The 18205-nt window shown below is 42.2% G+C and carries 16 protein-coding genes; 2 read left to right on the plus strand and 14 right to left on the minus strand.

The features are described from left to right. Nucleotides 1–127: 127 nt before the first annotated feature. The 3 genes from cysQ to R8P61_18970 form a co-directional block, all read right to left on the minus strand. Nucleotides 128–922: a 3'(2'),5'-bisphosphate nucleotidase CysQ gene (gene cysQ / locus R8P61_18960; protein ID MDW3649156.1), complete on the minus strand. Its 795-nt coding sequence runs from the start codon at nucleotides 920–922 to the stop codon at nucleotides 128–130. 160 nt (nucleotides 923–1082) lie between these two features. Beyond that, nucleotides 1083–2042 carry a thioredoxin-disulfide reductase gene (trxB, locus tag R8P61_18965; GenBank protein MDW3649157.1) on the minus strand — a complete coding sequence of 320 codons (960 nt, stop codon included), beginning with the start codon at nucleotides 2040–2042 and terminating at the stop codon, nucleotides 1083–1085. A 101-nt stretch (nucleotides 2043–2143) separates the two neighbouring features. Beyond that, on the minus strand, nucleotides 2144–2734 hold the full coding sequence (locus tag R8P61_18970) for a hypothetical protein (GenBank protein MDW3649158.1): 591 nt from the start codon (nucleotides 2732–2734) through the stop codon (nucleotides 2144–2146). A gap of 472 nt (nucleotides 2735–3206) precedes the next feature. Here R8P61_18970 and R8P61_18975 point away from each other — a divergent pair, with 472 nt between their 5' ends. Both R8P61_18975 and R8P61_18980 read left to right on the plus strand, forming a co-directional pair. Next, on the plus strand, nucleotides 3207–3824 hold the full coding sequence (locus R8P61_18975) for a lysophospholipid acyltransferase family protein (protein ID MDW3649159.1): 618 nt from the start codon (nucleotides 3207–3209) through the stop codon (nucleotides 3822–3824). Between the two features lie 14 nt (nucleotides 3825–3838). After that, nucleotides 3839–4621 carry a lysophospholipid acyltransferase family protein gene (locus R8P61_18980; protein ID MDW3649160.1) on the plus strand — a complete coding sequence of 261 codons (783 nt, stop codon included), beginning with the start codon at nucleotides 3839–3841 and terminating at the stop codon, nucleotides 4619–4621. Here the strand turns inward: R8P61_18980 and R8P61_18985 are convergent. The 11 genes from R8P61_18985 to R8P61_19035 form a co-directional block, all read right to left on the minus strand. Next, entirely contained in the window at nucleotides 4618–5667 is a 1050-nt protein-coding gene (locus R8P61_18985; GenBank protein ID MDW3649161.1) for a glycosyltransferase family protein, read from the minus strand. The two genes, R8P61_18980 and R8P61_18985, sit on opposite strands and share 4 nt — an antisense overlap. Next, nucleotides 5664–6578: a UDP-2,3-diacylglucosamine diphosphatase gene (locus tag R8P61_18990; GenBank protein ID MDW3649162.1), complete on the minus strand. Its 915-nt coding sequence runs from the start codon at nucleotides 6576–6578 to the stop codon at nucleotides 5664–5666. The genes R8P61_18985 and R8P61_18990 overlap by 4 nt, the downstream gene beginning before the upstream one ends. 315 nt (nucleotides 6579–6893) lie before the next feature. Then, nucleotides 6894–8567 carry a M1 family metallopeptidase gene (locus R8P61_18995; protein ID MDW3649163.1) on the minus strand — a complete coding sequence of 558 codons (1674 nt, stop codon included), beginning with the start codon at nucleotides 8565–8567 and terminating at the stop codon, nucleotides 6894–6896. A gap of 199 nt (nucleotides 8568–8766) precedes the next feature. After that, a complete protein-coding gene (locus R8P61_19000; protein MDW3649164.1) occupies nucleotides 8767–9900 on the minus strand; it encodes an AAA family ATPase in 1134 nt (377 codons plus the stop codon). Beyond that, nucleotides 9897–10697: an RNA ligase family protein gene (locus R8P61_19005; protein ID MDW3649165.1), complete on the minus strand. Its 801-nt coding sequence runs from the start codon at nucleotides 10695–10697 to the stop codon at nucleotides 9897–9899. The genes R8P61_19000 and R8P61_19005 overlap by 4 nt, the downstream gene beginning before the upstream one ends. Nucleotides 10698–10892: 195 nt before the next feature. After that, a complete protein-coding gene (locus R8P61_19010) occupies nucleotides 10893–11462 on the minus strand; it encodes a pentapeptide repeat-containing protein (GenBank protein ID MDW3649166.1) in 570 nt (189 codons plus the stop codon). 85 nt (nucleotides 11463–11547) lie between these two features. Continuing rightward, nucleotides 11548–13020, minus strand: coding sequence for a Gfo/Idh/MocA family oxidoreductase (locus R8P61_19015; GenBank protein MDW3649167.1), 1473 nt, complete (start codon nucleotides 13018–13020; stop codon nucleotides 11548–11550). Nucleotides 13021–13291: 271 nt separating this feature from the next. Then, on the minus strand, nucleotides 13292–14527 hold the full coding sequence (locus R8P61_19020; protein MDW3649168.1) for a DEAD/DEAH box helicase: 1236 nt from the start codon (nucleotides 14525–14527) through the stop codon (nucleotides 13292–13294). 18 nt (nucleotides 14528–14545) lie between these two features. Further along, a complete protein-coding gene (locus R8P61_19025) occupies nucleotides 14546–16546 on the minus strand; it encodes a thioredoxin domain-containing protein (GenBank protein ID MDW3649169.1) in 2001 nt (666 codons plus the stop codon). A gap of 44 nt (nucleotides 16547–16590) precedes the next feature. After that, nucleotides 16591–17427 carry a hypothetical protein gene (locus tag R8P61_19030; GenBank protein MDW3649170.1) on the minus strand — a complete coding sequence of 279 codons (837 nt, stop codon included), beginning with the start codon at nucleotides 17425–17427 and terminating at the stop codon, nucleotides 16591–16593. Between the two features lie 102 nt (nucleotides 17428–17529). Further along, nucleotides 17530–18105, minus strand: coding sequence for an OmpH family outer membrane protein (locus tag R8P61_19035; protein ID MDW3649171.1), 576 nt, complete (start codon nucleotides 18103–18105; stop codon nucleotides 17530–17532). Nucleotides 18106–18205: the final 100 nt, after the last annotated feature.

The following is an 18205-nucleotide window of genomic DNA, read 5'->3' on the forward strand; positions in this document are numbered from 1 at the left end:
TAAAACTCCAGCAAAGCTGTCATTGCGAGTTCTTCTAAAAGACGAAGCAATCTCCTTGATTCTCAACGGTTAATTTAGTCAAGGGGATTGCTTCACTTCCTTCGCAATGACAGACTGTATGAATATCTTATTCATTCACTTGCCCGAAGACAATGAAATAAGGATTCAGTAAATTTTCTTTGTTGTAGATCATCACTTCTCCACTTTCGGCTTGAATAACTCTGCCACCAGCTTCTTCTACGATGATTTGTGCAGATGCAGTATCCCATTCCATAGTAGGTCCCAGGCGAGGATAAATATCTGCTTTCCCTTCTGCAATCAGTACCAGTTTCAGAGAACTCCCCATAGAAACCGTTTCGGGCTTATCGAACTGCTGGACATAGGCCTCTACTTCCGCAGTCATATGCGAACGTGAGCAGACCAAACGCAAAGCGGAATCTTCCATACTGAAGCTATTGGCGTCGATTTTTTCAGCCCTTGCATCTCCTACTTTTACATAGGCGCCCTCTCCTTTGGCCGCGAAGTAAGTAATATTTTTAACGGGCACATGAACGCAACCCATGATGACTTCATTTCCTTCTACCAAAGCGATATTGACGGTAAACTCCCCATTTCGCTTGATAAATTCTTTGGTACCGTCCAAAGGATCGACCAGCCAAAAGCGAGACCATGACTTACGCTCTTCATAAGGAATATCTCTGCCTTCCTCTGAAAGAATAGGAATCTCAGGACTCATTTCTGTAAGCCGAGCCTCAATTACATTATGTGCAGCTTTGTCGGCCAGGGTAAGGGGAGAATCATCTGCCTTGAAGTCTACACGATCAAATTGACTTTCATCATGATAAATCTTCAGGATTTCTTCTCCGGCAATACGAGAAATATCGGTAAGAGCTTTTAGAAAGGTTATGTCTTTTATGTGCATGAAGCTAAATTAATTGGACGAAGGTAAAGGTTTAGTACTAAAAAAATTCCAGCAATTCACCTGAAATGCAACAAATCCTGACTGGAAGGAAAATAGGACAAATAAAAAGGCTGGAAAGAGATACAAAATCCTCCTTCCAGCCTTTTTATTATCTATTTGACTAAGCGATAGCTGCTTCTTTCGCAGCCAGCCATCTTTCTGCATCCAGGGCAGCCATACAACCGGTTCCGGCAGCAGTTACTGCCTGACGATATACATTATCAGCAGCATCTCCAGAAACAAATACACCTTCGATATTGGTGAGAGAAGTCCCGGGCTTATTGATGATATATCCAGCTTCATCCATATCCAACTGTCCTTCAAAAATCTCGGTGCTAGGTTTATGACCAATTGCTACGAAGAAAGCTCCAACAGGAATTACAGATTCTTCCTGCGTTTGATTATTGATTACATGAACTGCTTCTACTTTTTCCTCTCCACTCAAATCTCTGGCTTCTGTATTCCAGTAAATCTCGATATTCTCGGCAGCTTTTACCCTTGCCTGCATAATCTTGGAAGCTCGCATTTCGTCTCTTCTCACCATCATATGAACTTTCGAACACACTTTGGAAAGATAAAGTGCTTCTTCAGCAGCCGTATCTCCAGCACCTACGATCGCAACCTCCTGACCCCGGAAGAAATATCCATCACAAACAGCACAGGCACTTACGCCTCTGTTCATATAGCGCTCTTCGGCATCTATACCCAGCCATTTGGCTGATGCACCGGTAGAAATAATGACCGCATCGGCTGTGTACTCATCTCCTCCATCGGTTACGAGTTTTTTAGGATTTGCATGCAAATCAACCTTCACGATATTCTCATACTTCATACGGGTTCCAAAGCGATCTGCCTGCTTTCTGAAATCTTCCATCATCTCAGGTCCCATAATACCCGTAGGATATCCGGGATAGTTCTCAACATCATTGGTGATCATTAACTGTCCACCTGGTTGCAAACCGCTAAACATCAAAGGATGCAGTTCTGCCCGTGAGGCATAGATAGCTGCAGTGTATCCGGCAGGGCCAGATCCAATGATGATCACTTTTTCATGCTTGTTTTCTCCGTTTTCAGTACTCATTATGCTCCTTTATATAAATTAGTATCGGCTACAAAGGTACAACAATTTTAAAATAAAAATGTCCGCTGGCTTACCAGTTCAGAGGCAGAAATACAGGACAGCTAGACGCTCTTTACAGGAATCTTATTGATCCAATACGTCTCAAGTGTATAAGGAATATTGAAGAGTTGTACCAACTCCTGTGGTTCAAGAATCAAACTCGAAACCGTGACACTATATCCCCCTTTCAAACGGAGATTGAGGTAATTGATTTTGTAGGGAAAAAGGAGGCTTAGGCGAATGGTGCAGTTTTCAATCTGGCTTTCGTGAAACAAGATATTCTTTCCGCTCTCCGGCTTTTCATATTTGATCAGTCCATGTTTTGCATCTACTTCTATGCGCGTATCCTGTTCCTTCTGCAAACATTTGAAATAGTAATAAATGCCCGGGAGATAAAAGGGCCCAAAAATGGCGAGGAGGCAAAAGAATATTTGCGCAACCAGGTGATTATCCCAAATCAAAAAAGAGGCAAAACCGGCTATAGTAAAAGCCAGCAAACTCCAGCCAATTACTTTAAATGGCAGGACAAATAGTTCTTTTTCTTTACTATAGATATCATAATAGGCAACATGCGGTTCCAGATAGTCACTTGCTTTATTTCTGGGTTGCTTGTTGGGTTGTTGATCAGCAAGGTCAGTTAAAATATTAAACATATTGAAGCCCGAGTATAAACTGCCTAGCTGCAATTTATGCTAAACAAAAAGGGGTGCATAACGCTTTATGAAGTCAAGCTTACAAGGACAATGCAAAAAATATGCTAACTCATTTCGTTAATGATATAAAGCATAAATATCATTACTGAAAGGTTCTTTTTCCATTCAGAACGGCTTGAGTTGAGCCCTAAATAGAAAGGAGGCTTTGCTTTAAGGCCAAATAAAAGAGGAGCAAAATTGGGAAGGGCTTTTCAATTTGCGTATCCTTGGGCAGCCAAAGGTGAAAAACACAAGAATATTCATCAGGACTATGTGGCAATTTGTAAAAAAAAGTATCCAGTTCCTTTACAGCCTATATGCCTTCTTTGTGTTTTTTAGCACGGGTATAATTACTCTTTTATATTATGTAATCATCTCCCCTCTACCGAATAATAAACGCTTGAGGGCTGTATATGCATTTAATAGAGTTTGGATGAAAACCTGGGGCTATCTCACCGGTTTCATTTTTGAGATCAATGACCATGATCATATACAAAGGGATGAAGTCTACGTCATCATGGCTAATCATGTCAATATTCTTGACATCTTCACCATGGCCTCTCATATTCAGCATCCCTTTATGCCGCTTGCCAAAAAGGAGGTTTATCGTATTCCAATCCTGGGGCAATTGGTTGCCTTGAATGCCATTCCCGTGGACAGATCAAGTCCGGAAAGTCGGGCTGAGAGCATGAGAAATATGGTACAGAAAATGGAAGACGGGACCTCTATCCTTATTTTCCCGGAAGGCACTCGAAATCGAAGCGGCAAACCTCTGAAAAAGTTTTATGACGGTGGCTTTCGCTTGGCTATTGAATCTCAAAAACCCCTCATTCCAACAATCATCCTTAATACCCGGAATCTTCAACCCGTAAAATCGGTATTTCTTCGACCTGGCAGGATCAGGGTGGATTTTCTTTCCCCAATACCCACAAAGGGATTGACACAAGATGATCTACCAGCATTTAAAGAGCGCGTAAGAAAACTCATGTATGAGCATATCGTAAAAGAAGATAAATCTTTTAAAGATTTTTCACCTTCTGAAACGGATTAACGATATTTACAACCATGGAAAAGATGATTAAAGACCTTTTCGGAGCTCTTTATACCGCCTACGGCATTCTGGTATTTATCCTTCCTATGCCCCTCGTCCTGCTTTTCCATATTTATGCAAGCATTCTACCCGAAAAGAAACGCCTCGTACGCATTTACAAAGCGCATAGCTACTGGATTCGATTCTGGACATTTGTTATAGGGACAGAATTTATTTTGGAGAATGAAGAGAAAGTTGATCCCCAGAAATCATACGTCTTCGTTGGGAATCATGTCAATATGCTGGATGTCGCAATGGTAGGCTCGATGTTGTTTCATCCATGGAAACCCCTCACGAAAAAAGAAATCAAGGACATTCCTTTACTGGGTTGGTTGATAGGGAATATATCTATTGTGGTAGATCGTAGAAGTCCCCAAAGCCGAAGCAATAGCTTGCTGGATATGGTAGATCATCTGAAAAAAGGAATATCCATTCTCATTTTCCCTGAAGGAAGTCGAAACCGTAAAGATATTCCCCTCAGTAAGTTTTATCCAGGAGCTTTCAAAACCGCGATAGAAGCACAGGCGCCCATTCTCCCTCTCGTAATTTATAATACCCGAAAGTTGAAACCGGTAAATGAGTTTCGTCTTTATCCGGGGAAAGGTTATGTACGACTTCTTGATCCCATTTCTACCGAGGGAAAAACCCTCGAGGATCTGGAAGATCTGATGAAGGAAGTGCATGAAATCATGGAACGTCAGATTTTGGAACTTGACGACACTTTCCAAACAGATGCAGGAATAAGCCTTGCTACTTAGGCTGCAGATTCTTCTTTCATCGAAAGACCAAAGGCTTGAATGTGAGCGATTTCTCCAAAATTCCTGTACTCATCAAGTATCGTATCCATGACCTCCTCCAGGTGATCGGGATAGTTTTGGGAGAACCAAAGCGGATTATTCAGCCACTTTTCCAGTTCAGATAAACGTTTTTCTTTAAGGTTCTTCAGCACTGGTACTCCCATTTTCTTCAAGGCCGCAGCATTACATTGTTGTTCATATTGGGTTTTCATGGGAATGACCATCAGTTTTTTACCCAAATACAAAGCTTCTGCAGGAGTTTCAAAACCTGCACCACATAATACCCCCATACTTTCTGCCATGCTTTTGATGAAGGCTTTATTATTTGCCGGAAAGATCTCAATATCTCCAATTTTGATTGCTTCTTTAGCCTTGGGAGAAAAGATTTGCCATTTCGCTCCGCTAAACCTTCCCAATTTTACGATTAGTTTTTTGATCGAATAAGCAGGTAGATAAACCGTATAATGCCCTTTATTCTGAACTTCCTGCTCTCGAATTTCTTTTCTGATAACAGGGGTGTAAATCCTTTGGTCATAGGATTCAAAATGGAACCCATACTGGACATCCGTAGGAGCATAATATTTCAATACCGCTTTTCCAGGCAGGTCGGGATGCTTGGGCTTGGGAGCATTTTTATGAAGAACGGCTGCCTGATGACTCAAGGAAATCGAAGGGACTCTATGGATCTTGGAGGCCCAGGCAGAAATGGGTTCAAAATCATTGATCAGTAAATCATATTGAGCAATGGGTAAATCTCTGATCTCTTTCTGGGCATTGCGAAACTCCGCTTTCTTCCAGCTTTCCCAGAAGTCTATGCCTCCTTTTTTTCCAAAGGTATAGCCCAATCCTTTACAAGTATAGGTGATTTCAAAAGGCAATTGAGGCCTTGATTTCAAACCAGAGACCAGTACATCTACTTCAGCTCTCTGTTTCAGTAATGGGACAATATCACGGGAACGGCTTAAATGACCATTGCCTGTCCCTTGAATCGCATAAAGGATTTTCATAGCTGTATAGTTAAGTTATTTTCTATTTCGGTTTTATTCTGTGCATTTACCTGAAATTCCGCGATCAGCTCTTCAAAAAGCTCTTTGTTTTTATAGCCTGCCTTCTGCAATTCCATTTCCTTTGACGAATCTGCAGGACTCATATTCTGCGCATCCTGATCCTGAGCATATTCATAAATGGACCACTCGCCTGCATGATACTCCAGGGCTGTCAGGTTTTCGATCCAATCTCCCGAATTCAGGTAGATGACACTTTCCCCTTGCTTATTTACTACTTCTCGCATTTGGGCTTGATGAATATGTCCACAAACAACAAAGTCATAGCCATTTGAAATGGCGATCTCGGCTGCTGTTTCCTCAAAGTCATCGATAAATTTCACCGCCGACTTCACACTATTTTTGATTTTTTTGGAAAGAGAAATCCGCCCTTTCCCAAAGAGTTCGCTGATCCTGTTGGCCAGGGTATTGATCATGATAAGGAGATCATAGCCCATCCCACCCAGGCGCGCCAACCATTTAGAATGCTTCATGCTAACATCAAAAACATCTCCATGGAAAAACCAGGCTTTCTTTCCATCCAATTCCAACACCACTTTGTTCACAATCTCAAAGTTTCCCAATTGAAATCCCTTAAACTTGCGGAGCATTTCATCATGGTTGCCCGTGATATAATAGACCCTGGTGCCAGATGCCAGAAGAGAGGTAATATATTTGATCACCTTCATATGGGACTTGGGAAAGTAGCGTTTATTGAATTGCCATATATCAATAAAATCTCCATTCAGAATCAGGATTTTGGGATTAAGCGTTTTTAGATAATTGAGGAGTTCTTTGGCTCTGCAACCAAAGGTTCCCAGGTGCACATCTGATATTACCAGGAGATCGATTTTACGTTTTTTATGCTTCTTCATAGCCAGAGATTTTTATAGGCTTCGTGTGTACAAAAAAATAAGCTGCCCATAAAGAGCAGCTGCATAGTCCAAAGCAAAGATTTGCTTTTCAAGAAAGGTAGGATGAGAGTTTCGGAACATGCAATAAAATTATTTGCTTATGTCGCGCTCTCCCAGATAGATTCTGTAAGCGTTTTTCAATTGATTTCAATCCAAAATTCCTAATCAAGTATTAGCTCTTGATTAGGAATAGGTGTGTTGCTGGTTAATTTTTGATGAATAGGGAATGAAGAAAAGATTCTCTAAATGTTATGCTGATCGAATAGCCCAAACTTTCTACCCCTTTGGTTTCAACTGATTGCTTTTTATCATCCGCACATATGCATTTACTCGGGGAAATTTTGGTTTTGAGCCTTTAGACATTGTATGAACTTTGATCTCTCGGGAAGCATGTAGTGTCAATCTACCCTTGGGAGTTTGAATTTGGAAGGGAAGTTCAAGCGTCTCTGATTTCGAGTTTAATTGATAATAAAAATCCGTCTTTTCAGGTCCTTTAACTGCGTACCATTTGATCATAGGTACCCGGGTTTTATCCAGGTATTGACTAAAAAATTCAGTATAGTCTTTAGCCGTCTTTCGGTTTACCAGTTCAATAAAATCTGCTGTTGAGGTAATCGAATTTCTTCTTTCTGCATAAAAGCTTCTCAGGATATCAAAAAATAATTCGTCATTGTCCAGCGATAATCTAAAGCTATGCATGAGGATTGCTCCTTTGACATAAACATCCGTCCGAATTCCAATACTCCCCTGAGGAATAGGATCCGAGACAGGCTTCTGATTCGTGATCCTTTCTTTCAGGTATTTGATATATTTCAGGTAGTTTTTATATCCTCCTATTTCTTCCGCATAAAGTGCCTCTGCGTAGGTAGCCATTCCCTCTTGCAACCAGACATCTTTAAAATCTCCGACTGTAATGCTATTGCCCCACCATTCATGGGCTGCTTCATGAAGAATAATATCATCGAAGCTAAATCCACTCAAATTTTGGAAACCATTCCCATAAGAAATCGCAGTTTGATGCTCCATGCCATGATAAGGACTCACGATTAGTTTAAAGCCCTCCTCCCACCAGGGATATTCGCCATACGTTTTTTCCAAAAATTCCATCATGGGCAGGGTTTGATGGAAGTGCTTCATTCCATAAGGAAGATGTTCCTTCAATAAAAAGAAATCCAGCTTTTTTCCAGAATCCTTTTCGCCATAGGGAAGAGAAAAATGTTGATAGGCGCCGATGTCGAAAGTTACATTATAAACATTCATCGGATATAAGGTTTTCCACACAAAAGTTTGACGGGAACCTTGCACTCTTCTCTCTTGTAATTTCCCATTGCTCAGGCAAACCAATCCCAGAGGTATCGTAAACTGCAGCAACATACTATCGGGCTCATCTGCTAAATCATCTTTAACGGGCCACCACACACTCGCCCCAAAGGTTTGACAAGCCACACCAAGCCAGGGATATCCATCTACATCATTTCGCCATACAAAGCCTCCTTCCCAAGGAGCAAACTGACTTTCTCTGGGAACCCCATGATAATTGACCCGGATCACTGCTTGTTCTCCTTTCTTCAACTCCTCTTTTAACTGAATCACGATCACATTTTTTTGCCGTTCAAAATTGAGGGAGCTACTGTCCAGAAAAGCCGAGTCCATTTTCAGATTTTTATACAAATCCATCTGAACTACTTTCAAATCTGCTAAAGCAGTAAAATGCATCACTACCTCGCCCTGAATGGATTTTCTATCCAGATTGAAATCAATGTCGAGTTCGTAGTAGGAAACATCATAGCCGTATTTGGGTCCTTCTTTGGCCCATAGATCAGGTCCCGATACAAATAGGTATAGCCCAAATAATAAGACAGTCCATGTGAATCCGGAAAAAGACCAATGAGACAGATTGTTGAAAAATGGGAGGCAAGGAGTGAAATGAGAAGTTTCTGTTCGAAACATTAAGCGGATTTGATTGTGCGACGGAATCTTTTGTAGGGGAATAAAGATACGCACAAACTCCTTCACTCATATCATTAGTTCAGGAAATTGCTTTTCCAAAAGCTGTGTAGCATCCGGGATCAAGGAGATTGCTTCGCTCCCTTCGCAATAAGAGAGATTCTGTCTTTGATTTATAGTCTGGTCCAAAGCCCAAAGAGGCTTAACTATCCACCTCAAATAGCACCTCATGCGCTTCTTTAACAGAAGGAATTTCCCATTTACCCATCATCTTTGCTATTGCTATTTCCGGGACCATGTATTCCCGGTTTTTATTTTGGGAAAGCAACTTTTGAAAAGGAACCTCGACATAGACGATCTTTACTCTAGCCCCATAGGACACAAATAAATCTACCCATCGGCCTCTCATCTGACTGCTGATATTGGTGGCATTGTAAACGAAATTCTGGCGAGCCCGCAGGAATTCCTTTGCCTTCTCCTTACCCAATTGAATGATCTGCCCATTTTTCTTTTTATTCCTAGGATCGACCTTATGCATACGTCTTAAATCATCCAGGGATAGGACGGGCAAATCGAAGTGGCGATTGATATAATAATCCTTTCCACTACCCGGCAAAGCTGACATGAGAATGACTTCTGACTTATGATCTTCGAAGGGTTCATAATCGGGGGAAATATTCGGCTTATTCAGATACTCATATCGCCCATAAGCCGATTTAAAAGTCTTTGGCTTACCGAAGCAATCATTCTCTTTGCAGAGTTCTTCAAACATCTCTATCCTCAACAACATTTCTTCCTGATCGGGACATATTCTGCCCAATACATCAGCTCTGGCCAGCAAGGCCAATTTTTGGGTATCGACTAAAAGGCTTGCAAGTATCACAGCTTTTTGTGGATCTTCCTTTTCTATGGCCCAAATCGGAAGCCCATGTAAGCGTACCAATTTTGCGACTTCTTCCCGAAGAGGAAAGGGACTTGGGATTGAACGATAGAGAAAATCTCTGCTGCTGTATTCTCCCTTTTTCGCATGTCCCGGAGAAGTGATTCTTTCCTCCCCCTCTATTTGTTCCCTTTGCGTTGTCGAGCGTTTCTCTACATCATGTAATAAGGCGGCAGCGACCATCGCATGTTTTTCCTCATCAGAAAGCAGCTTGAATTCTGGCTGATCAATAAGGGATTCCAACACCATTTGGGTATGGACAAAAACATCCCCCTCAGCATGCCAGAGCGGATCCTGTGCTACGTCTTTCATGTCTTCGATCCAGGAAAATTTTCGACTCATTTTTTCCCAGTTCAAAGGCGAATCAATCTCATATGTGGGGAACTTCCAACTCATTTTTTCGATAAATATTCATATCCAAACCAGCGATGCCTGCTATAGTCAATCAGAGGAGCCGGCTTCCAGGTCTTTGTCCAGTGAACATCCGTTTTTACATGGCTTTTCCGAACCAGTTTAAAGAGATTATTAAACTCATTGGGGGCTACTGGAATGGGGCCTTCATTGGTTTTGAATGCTGCCTTATTCCTAACTACAAAACCCTCTGAACAATCCTTCTCGCTTTCTGGATCATAGCCTCCGAGCAAACCAGGCGTTTCCACACTTTCCTCCCAACTCATCCCCAGATTAGCAATCAACCATTTCCGCAAAAGCTCATTTTCATCCTCCTCCGCTTTGTACATTCCCTTTAAAGGATGGCTAATCTTGATCTCAGGTACGGTAGGGAAATCCAGCATGGCCGCATAGAATTTCACTTCCTCCCAGGAAAGCCATTGATCTCCTTCTCTGACAGCAAAGACATAGAAATAGGATTCCAAGTCTTTATAAGCGATGGAATGTATGCCGTACATATTTTCCCCGAAAATCTCCAACTCATTCAAATCATGCTTGATGAGCTCCCATCTTTCTCTCATGGGTTTATCCCAGGGATGGGTAGTCGGGGCTGTATGAGAACGGGCAAAAACGCCTTTCTTATTGAAACAATTGTTTTGCCCATCCAGCTTTTCCGTCAAAACCAACTCCTCCATCTCTGCAAAAGCAGAGACGTATCCAGCAGGCATAAATCGATCATCGGAAGTAGTTCCGAGACTGATATGCGCATGCAAGCTTCTACAATATTTTCGGGAAGGGTTCATGGTTCTCTACTATATACAAACAGCAATTCCTTCAAGCCGTTCTAAAACCGCCTGAAGGAAGATAAAAAATATCTTTTTGCTGAGAGATGTGCTATGTCAAGACATAGCGGGATGGTGTTGTTTGTGTTTGTTTGAAGTAAAACTTCCCTTATTTGTACGGGATTTCGGAGGAAAGGGTTTAGTTCAGGACTAAATTTAATCTATAAGCAAACCATATTTTCCTAAAAGCCCCTTCAAACCTGGAGAAGAAAATTTAGCTCCTTTCACCCGATTAAGGTCCAGGTCCATGCTGTACCCATGAGAAGTTTTGAAATCTGTTCCCTGAAGATTGCAGGATTCAAAAACAGATCGATCCAGTTTACAGTTTTTGAAGATCACCTTTTCGAGATTAGCCTCTGTAAAATCTGCTTCTTCAATCAGGCAATCATAAAATGTAGAATCTCTCAGGTCCAATTTAAAAAAGGAGGCGAAGCTTAATTGAGACTTCTCAAAGCGAATGGCCATCCGAAAACTATTGCATTCATTGAAATGAACGCCCAGCATTTTGCAGTTCACCAATTCCACCTGACGAAAAGCCGTTTCGTCCAAGCGGATATTGCTAAAGTCACAATCTTCAAATCGACATTCCTCAAAACTGATTCCCGAGATATTCGCATCTACAAAATTACAGTTCAAAAAACTACAGTCATTGTATTCTTTGACTTCAATTTCCTGATTGGAAAAATCTTCTTTTTCGAAGGTTTGATCGTCAATGAATTTGGCCATGGGATATTTAATATGGTAGGGGCAGCTCATGAGGTAGGGGCAGCTCATGAGCTGCCCCTACATGAAATTCATTTAATCGGTATTTCTATATCAATTTCCATCCATCTCTGTACGGACGGCTAACAAACTGATTAGCATCATCAAAATTGGTGATTTTGGTATTCTCTCCATCCCATATCAGTTTCTTTCTTCCGTAGAAATTGCGCCCATTGCCTTCCTTTTTGGTGAGGGAATAGCTACGGATGGCGAGGTTACCCATCAGAACTGTTTCGGTCAAGGGTCCTGAGTAATCAAAGGAAGAAGTCAGGCCTTTATGTTCAGGGCTATCGAAACCAGCTTTACAAGCTTCTGTCCAGGAAACCTGATGGCCAAATTCTCTCATGCCCGAATTAGGAAGAAGATCGGTTTTGAAATTTTTAGGCATTTCGATGACTTCTCCGTCTGGCAGATACACCTTGGGTGAATTTCCATAGACATCACAAGTCATGATGCCTTTTTCTCCGATCATGATCACGCCATTGCTACTATTGTTTCCTCCCAAGGGATGATCAGCAGGAATAAGGTCTGGATGGAAAGGACGAATACCTCCATCGGACCAGATCATTTTGAGTGGAATTTTATTTTTTTCAGATGGACCAAAGGAAAGTTGCACTTGGGAAGAAGGAGGACATCCTTCTGGATTATGCTCAGGCACCCAGTCCCTTTTATATACCTGTCCTACACTACATTCAACCTCAGTTGGATATCCGAGGCCCAATACACGGAAGGGAGGATCAATAATATGGCAGCCCATATCGCCCAATGCTCCGGTTCCGAAGTTCCACCAACCTCTCCATTTGAAGGGATGGAAAAGGGGATGATATTCTACCGGCTCAGCAGGCCCTATAAAAAGATCCCAGTCTTCTTTAGATAGCTGTTCGGGCATTTTCACCTTATCAGTAGGAAATGGCTGTCCTTGCGGCCATACAGGACGGTCGGTCCAGCAATAGAGGGTATGAACATTGCCAATCATACCTTCGTCAAACCACTGCATCATTTGGACCTGTGCAGGATTGGAAGCGCCCTGATTTCCCATTTGGCTAACGACCTTGTATTTACGTGCTCCTTCGGTCAGTTGGCGAGCTTCATAAATATTGTGGGTCAGGGGTTTCTGGACGTATACGTGCATGCCCAATTGCATTGCACTCATGGCTGCGATACCATGCAGATGATCAGGAGTCGAAATGGTAACTGCATCAATTTCGTCCTTCATTTCTTCCAGCATGATGCGCCAATCTTTGTAGAATTTGGCCTTATTAAAGCTTTTCATAGAAGCTTTTGCCAGATTGGTATCAACATCGGCCAGAGCCACAACATTGTTTTTTCCACCATTGGCGGCATTGGCAATGTCGCTTCTTCCTTTTCCTCCCGCGCCAATAGCAGCCAGGTTGAGCTTATCACTCGGAGCCGTATATCCTCTGCCCAGGACATGGCGCGGAACAATCATAAATCCGGCGCCTGCCAGGGCTGAATTCTTGAGAAATTCCCGGCGTTTCTTTTGGTTTTTATTCTTTTGCATAGGGATTTTAGTAGTAAGTTCTTGGATTGAAACTTAAGTTAAGGATTTCGGGGAAAATCTATGAGGAGAGAAGGAATATTTCTGCGATTTAGGAGGGCGACTCGATAAAACCCACCGCCTCAGGCTCTCACTCCCTTATTCGCACGGAATAATGGCACGCGCGCAAAGCCATGTAGGGATAAGTGATTTACAGTAAGAGCAGCTTACAATTTGCCCCAAAAAGGATCAAACAGGAAACGGGGCCTGCAACGGAAGGGTTCCAGAGGAAGACTCACTTCTTCTTTCGTTTCTTACGCTTCTTGTCCTCTTGCTCGATTTCTTGCATCACCGTTCGCCAGTCCTGACTAGCATCAAGGCTCATTTCTTTGGTTTCAAGCTGATCTCCTTTGCCATATTCCAGAACCTTGATCCTATGGCCAAGAAATTCTTCAATCTTTACAAGCAATTCTTTTTCATGTTCGGAACAGAAGGATAGGGCCTGTCCCCTCTCTCGCCCACGACCGGTTCGTCCTACGCGGTGAACGTAGTTTTCGGCTTGCTCCGGGAGGTCATAATTGATAACATAAGCGATACCAGATATATCAATTCCCCGTGCACTTACATCGGTTGCAATTAAAACTCTTGTGCCGCCACCCTGGAAGGTTTTCATCACCTTCATCCGATCCTTCTGGTCTTTATCCCCATGCAAAGTCAGGGATTTAATGCCTACTCGTTCCATGGCTTTCATAACCCTTTCTGCCCGAACTTTGGTCCTGACAAAAACGAGAATCTTGCTACTTTCATGCTCTTTTACTATGCGCTCCAGGATAAAGCGTTTTTCATCCATATCCACATAGATCATCGCATGGTCTATATTTTTGGCAACCGGATTTTTAGGGGAAATCTGAATCCTGATCGCATTTTTCACCAATGAATACGCCAGCTTCTTGATCTTTTCATTGATAGTTGCTGAAAAGAAGAGTGTTTGTCTTTTTCGGGGTAAAAAACGGAGCAAGTCCTGGATGTCTTTGTAAAAGCCCAGATCCAGCATATGATCTGCCTCATCCAGCACCAGAATTTCTACTTTACCCAAATTCAGGTACCTCTGGCTCACCAGGTCAAACAAGCGGCCGGGAGTGGCAATCAAAACATCCAGCCCCGCCTGCAATTTTTGAATCTGTCGGTCCTGCTCAACCCCGCCAAAAATTGCATAGGTTTTTACAAGGGTATGCTGTCCAATCTCCTCAAATACCTCTTTGATTTGAATCGCCAGTTCATGGGTTGGAACCATAACTACACATTTCAGCCCCTCTGATCTTTTGGAGGTCTTATTCTCCTGGATCATGTCAATGATCGGAATGGCAAAAGCAGCCGTTTTACCGGTACCTGTTTGCGCAATAGCCAACACATCCTCTCCTTTTTGAATGGCAGGAATAGCCTTATACTGAATATCCGTAGGCTTTTTAAAATTCAGCTTCTCAAGGCTCCGAATGATCTCCGGTTGTATGCGAAATTTCTCGAATTTCATATTTCTATATGCCGCAATTTAGGCTTTCATTTGTTCCAATGCAGCTTCAACTTCAGAAACAGGCAATTGACAGCTATTTTGTTGACAGATATAGATCATACTTTGATCCGTAAATCTTTGATCCAGGATGGGAAGCTTACTTTCTGAAACTGCTCCTGCAAAGAGTCTATTGGGATTATAGCTTTTTCCAATTTCTTTTCTGAATGTCAGGGCTTTTTCTCCGGTTATAGCTACTTCGAAATGAGGGAAAAGATCTTTTAATGCCAACTGTCCCCAATGGGCAAACCAGGCCGGATACATCATCAAATCTTCTTTGATCGTAGCAAACATAGTTCGGGCTTTATCCTGGTAGTCCATCTTATGATAAAGCAAGCCTAAATTATAGAGGCTATGCGCTATGGCAGCATTAGAAGAAGGGATAACATCATCCTGGGTTTCGATCTTTCTATGGATTAATACCGGATCTTCGTCCGAGCTATAGAAATACAATTCGGAATCTGAATCATGAAAATGTTCCTCTACATATTCCATATGAACTTTCGCCTGCTCTAACCACTCCTCCTCAAAAGTCTGTTGATACAAACTGATATAGGCTTCGATCAGCATAGCATAGTCATCCAGGAAAGCGTTTATACTCCTCTTTCCATTCTTGTAATTTCTATATAGTTGAGGACCATCCGTCAATTTCTCCCGAATAAAGCGAGCATTTTTCAAGGCCGTTTGAAGAAAGGCTTCTTCTCCAAATACTCTATATGCATCCAGGTAGCCCTGAAGCATCAACGCATTCCAGGAACAAAGAATCTTATCATCCAATCCCGGACGGATGCGTTTGGCTCTGGCTTCAAGAAGTTTTGCTCTCCCCTCTGCCATTTTCTGACTAAAACTATCTGGGTTCAGGTTCCATCTCCTGGCAAATTCAGCTTCCGTTTCCAGGCTAAACAGGACATTGGTCTCTTCCCAATTTCCTTGTGGGATCACATTATAGAAATCAGAAAAAAGCTGGGCATCTTCTTCCAGAATTTCCTTTACTTCCTGATGAGACCATACATAAAATTTCCCTTCTACCCCCTCACTATCTGCGTCCAAAGAAGAATAGAAGCCTCCTTCTTCAGACATCAGTTCCCGCTCTATAAATTCGAGGCTACGATATACAACTTCTTTGTAAAGATCCTGAGGATCCTGTTCATAGGCTTCGGCATATAAACTCAGCAATTGCCCATTGTCGTAGAGCATCTTTTCAAAGTGGGGAATTTTCCAGTATTTGTCGACAGAATATCGGGCAAATCCTCCTCCCAATTGGTCATAAATTCCTCCGAACGCCATCCTTCTTAAGCTGACCCGAGCTGCTTCCAGCATCTCTTCATTCTGGAGGAAATGACCGGCTCTCAGCAACATGCGTAGGTTGGCAGGAACCGGAAATTTATTTTGCTCTACCTTTCTTCCTCCCCATTCAAAATCTATTCGCTCTTTCCAGGTTTCCCAGACCTTTTCCAATAAAGTCAGTGAAAAACTTCCGGGCATAGGAGGTTTAACCTGTACCATGCTCTTCATGGCCGTAACCATTTCATCAGCATAGGAGAGTACTTGTTGAGGATCATTTTGGTAAAGGCCGGCCAATTGTCTCAACACATCTATCCATTGGTCCTTGCGAAAATAGGTCCCACCATAGACGGGCCTTCCATCCGGCAAAGCGAAAGCATTTAGGGGCCAACCTCCCTGACGGGTCATCAACTGAACCGCATCCATATAAATCTTGTCTATATCCGGACGTTCTTCGCGATCGACCTTTATACAAACGAAATGTTCATTCATGATTTTGGCTACCTGCTCGTCCTCGAAAGATTCATGTTCCATCACATGACACCAATGACAAGCAGCATAGCCGATACTGACCAGGATCAACTTATTTTCCTCTTTGGCTTTCTTCAAAGCCTTCTCTCCCCAGGGATGCCAATCAACGGGATTGTTTGCATGCTGGAGTAAATAAGGACTGCTTTCATGAATCAGCTGATTGGGCATAGGGATATCTTTGGCGCAAAGATAACACCTATTTTATCATTGTTTCAGAAGGCCAGGTCAATCAGAAGTCCCAATGAGAGTAATTTGTCGCGGCTGAGACTTTGCTGGCCATCCTCCTGCCACTGCTGTCCATCCAGGAGGTCGTCGCCAAAGAAAAGGTAATTGCCTTCGAGGCCTAAACCCAGGGCATCTGTTAAGTGAAAGCGGATCCCTCCTCCGCTTTGGAAAAATGTTTTCAGGGTATAGGGTCCCAGGAAGGTACTATTGATCTGATCCTGATCGCCCATACTTTCGTAGGTATTATCCAGAAGATCATAGAGATTTTCCTGCCGAACAGAAATGCTGCTTGAATTAGCCCGGTCAAAATTATACAATTGCCCAAATTCATTGAGCGCATTGATACGGGTTTCATAACCATAAGCACCAAAACCTCCCAAAAGGTAGAGGTCCCACCTTTCTCCTCCCAGCACCGTAAATATTCGGTTAATATTTAGCTTAAAGGATACCCCAAGACTTCCATAGGTATGCTGGTAATTATGGAAATAAAGGGATGCACTATCGTATTGCACTTCCGGATTTAAGTTTCCATTGAGTGCTTGATTGTGGTAAGGAGAATTTGAAGCGAATAGATTCTGGCCAAAGGTCTGGCCAATATTGGCCTCTATTCTCACATCAATGATGCGAGATATGGTCTTTTCAAAAAAGAGGCTTCCCTGTTTCCCAAAATTTTGGGGGTCTACATCTCCGTCCAGCAGAGAGGCTGAGACTTTGATCCCCATGGACCAGGAAGAGGGAGTGGAAGTTTCTTCACCGAAATATTGAGCGTATGCAAGAGAAGGTAAGAGCAAGAAGCATAAAACTTCTGTGAGCTTACGAAGCATGAATATTTGCCTTAATTAAAATATTTACTAAAAATACATTTTGATAAGAGCAAAAAAAAAGCCCAGATTGCTCTGGGCTTTCATCGTTTGAAATATTTTTTACTATTGTCCTCCCTGACCTTCTGGAAGCTTAACTCCCAACTTAGTCATGAGTTTTTTAGTAACATCATTTTCTTCAGGTCCGTGAAGAACGATGGAGATTCCGTTTCCATCAACAGAGTTGATGATCACATCATATCCGTCTTCAGCAGCCAGTTCTTTGATAGCACCTTGCATTTTTTCAATGATAGGTTCCATCAGGGTTTGGCGTCTTTCGAGCAATTTCTGCTGAGACTCCTGCTGCTTGTTTTGAAGTTCTTTCTCAACTTCAATGATCTTCTCTTGCTTAGGCTTCAAAGTAGCCTCTTCCTGTGTTTCTGCAGCTAATTGCTGATATTCTTCAATCAGACTTTGGTAATATTGTTGACGGCTCTGAAGGTCTTGTGTCAATTTATCACTAAAAGTCTTCAGGTTCTGATTCATTGTCTGAGTTTCAGGCATATAAAGCAGAATTGCTTCAATATTAGCATATCCAATCTTCAAGTCCTGGGCCTGAATCGAAGTCAGCATTCCCAGAGAAATCACCAGGGCCAGAATTGTTGCTTTCAATTTCATAATGGTATTGTTAGTCTTTTTCATTTTAGATTGATGCGTTAAACAAAGGTAACCATATCAGGCTAGTTTTGCTTGTATTTAACGCTTTGTTAACTTTTTTGACAATTTATTATGAGTTGTCAAT

This window comes from Bacteroidia bacterium (assembly GCA_033391075.1).
Classification (GTDB): Bacteria; Bacteroidota; Bacteroidia; order J057; family J057; genus JAWPMV01.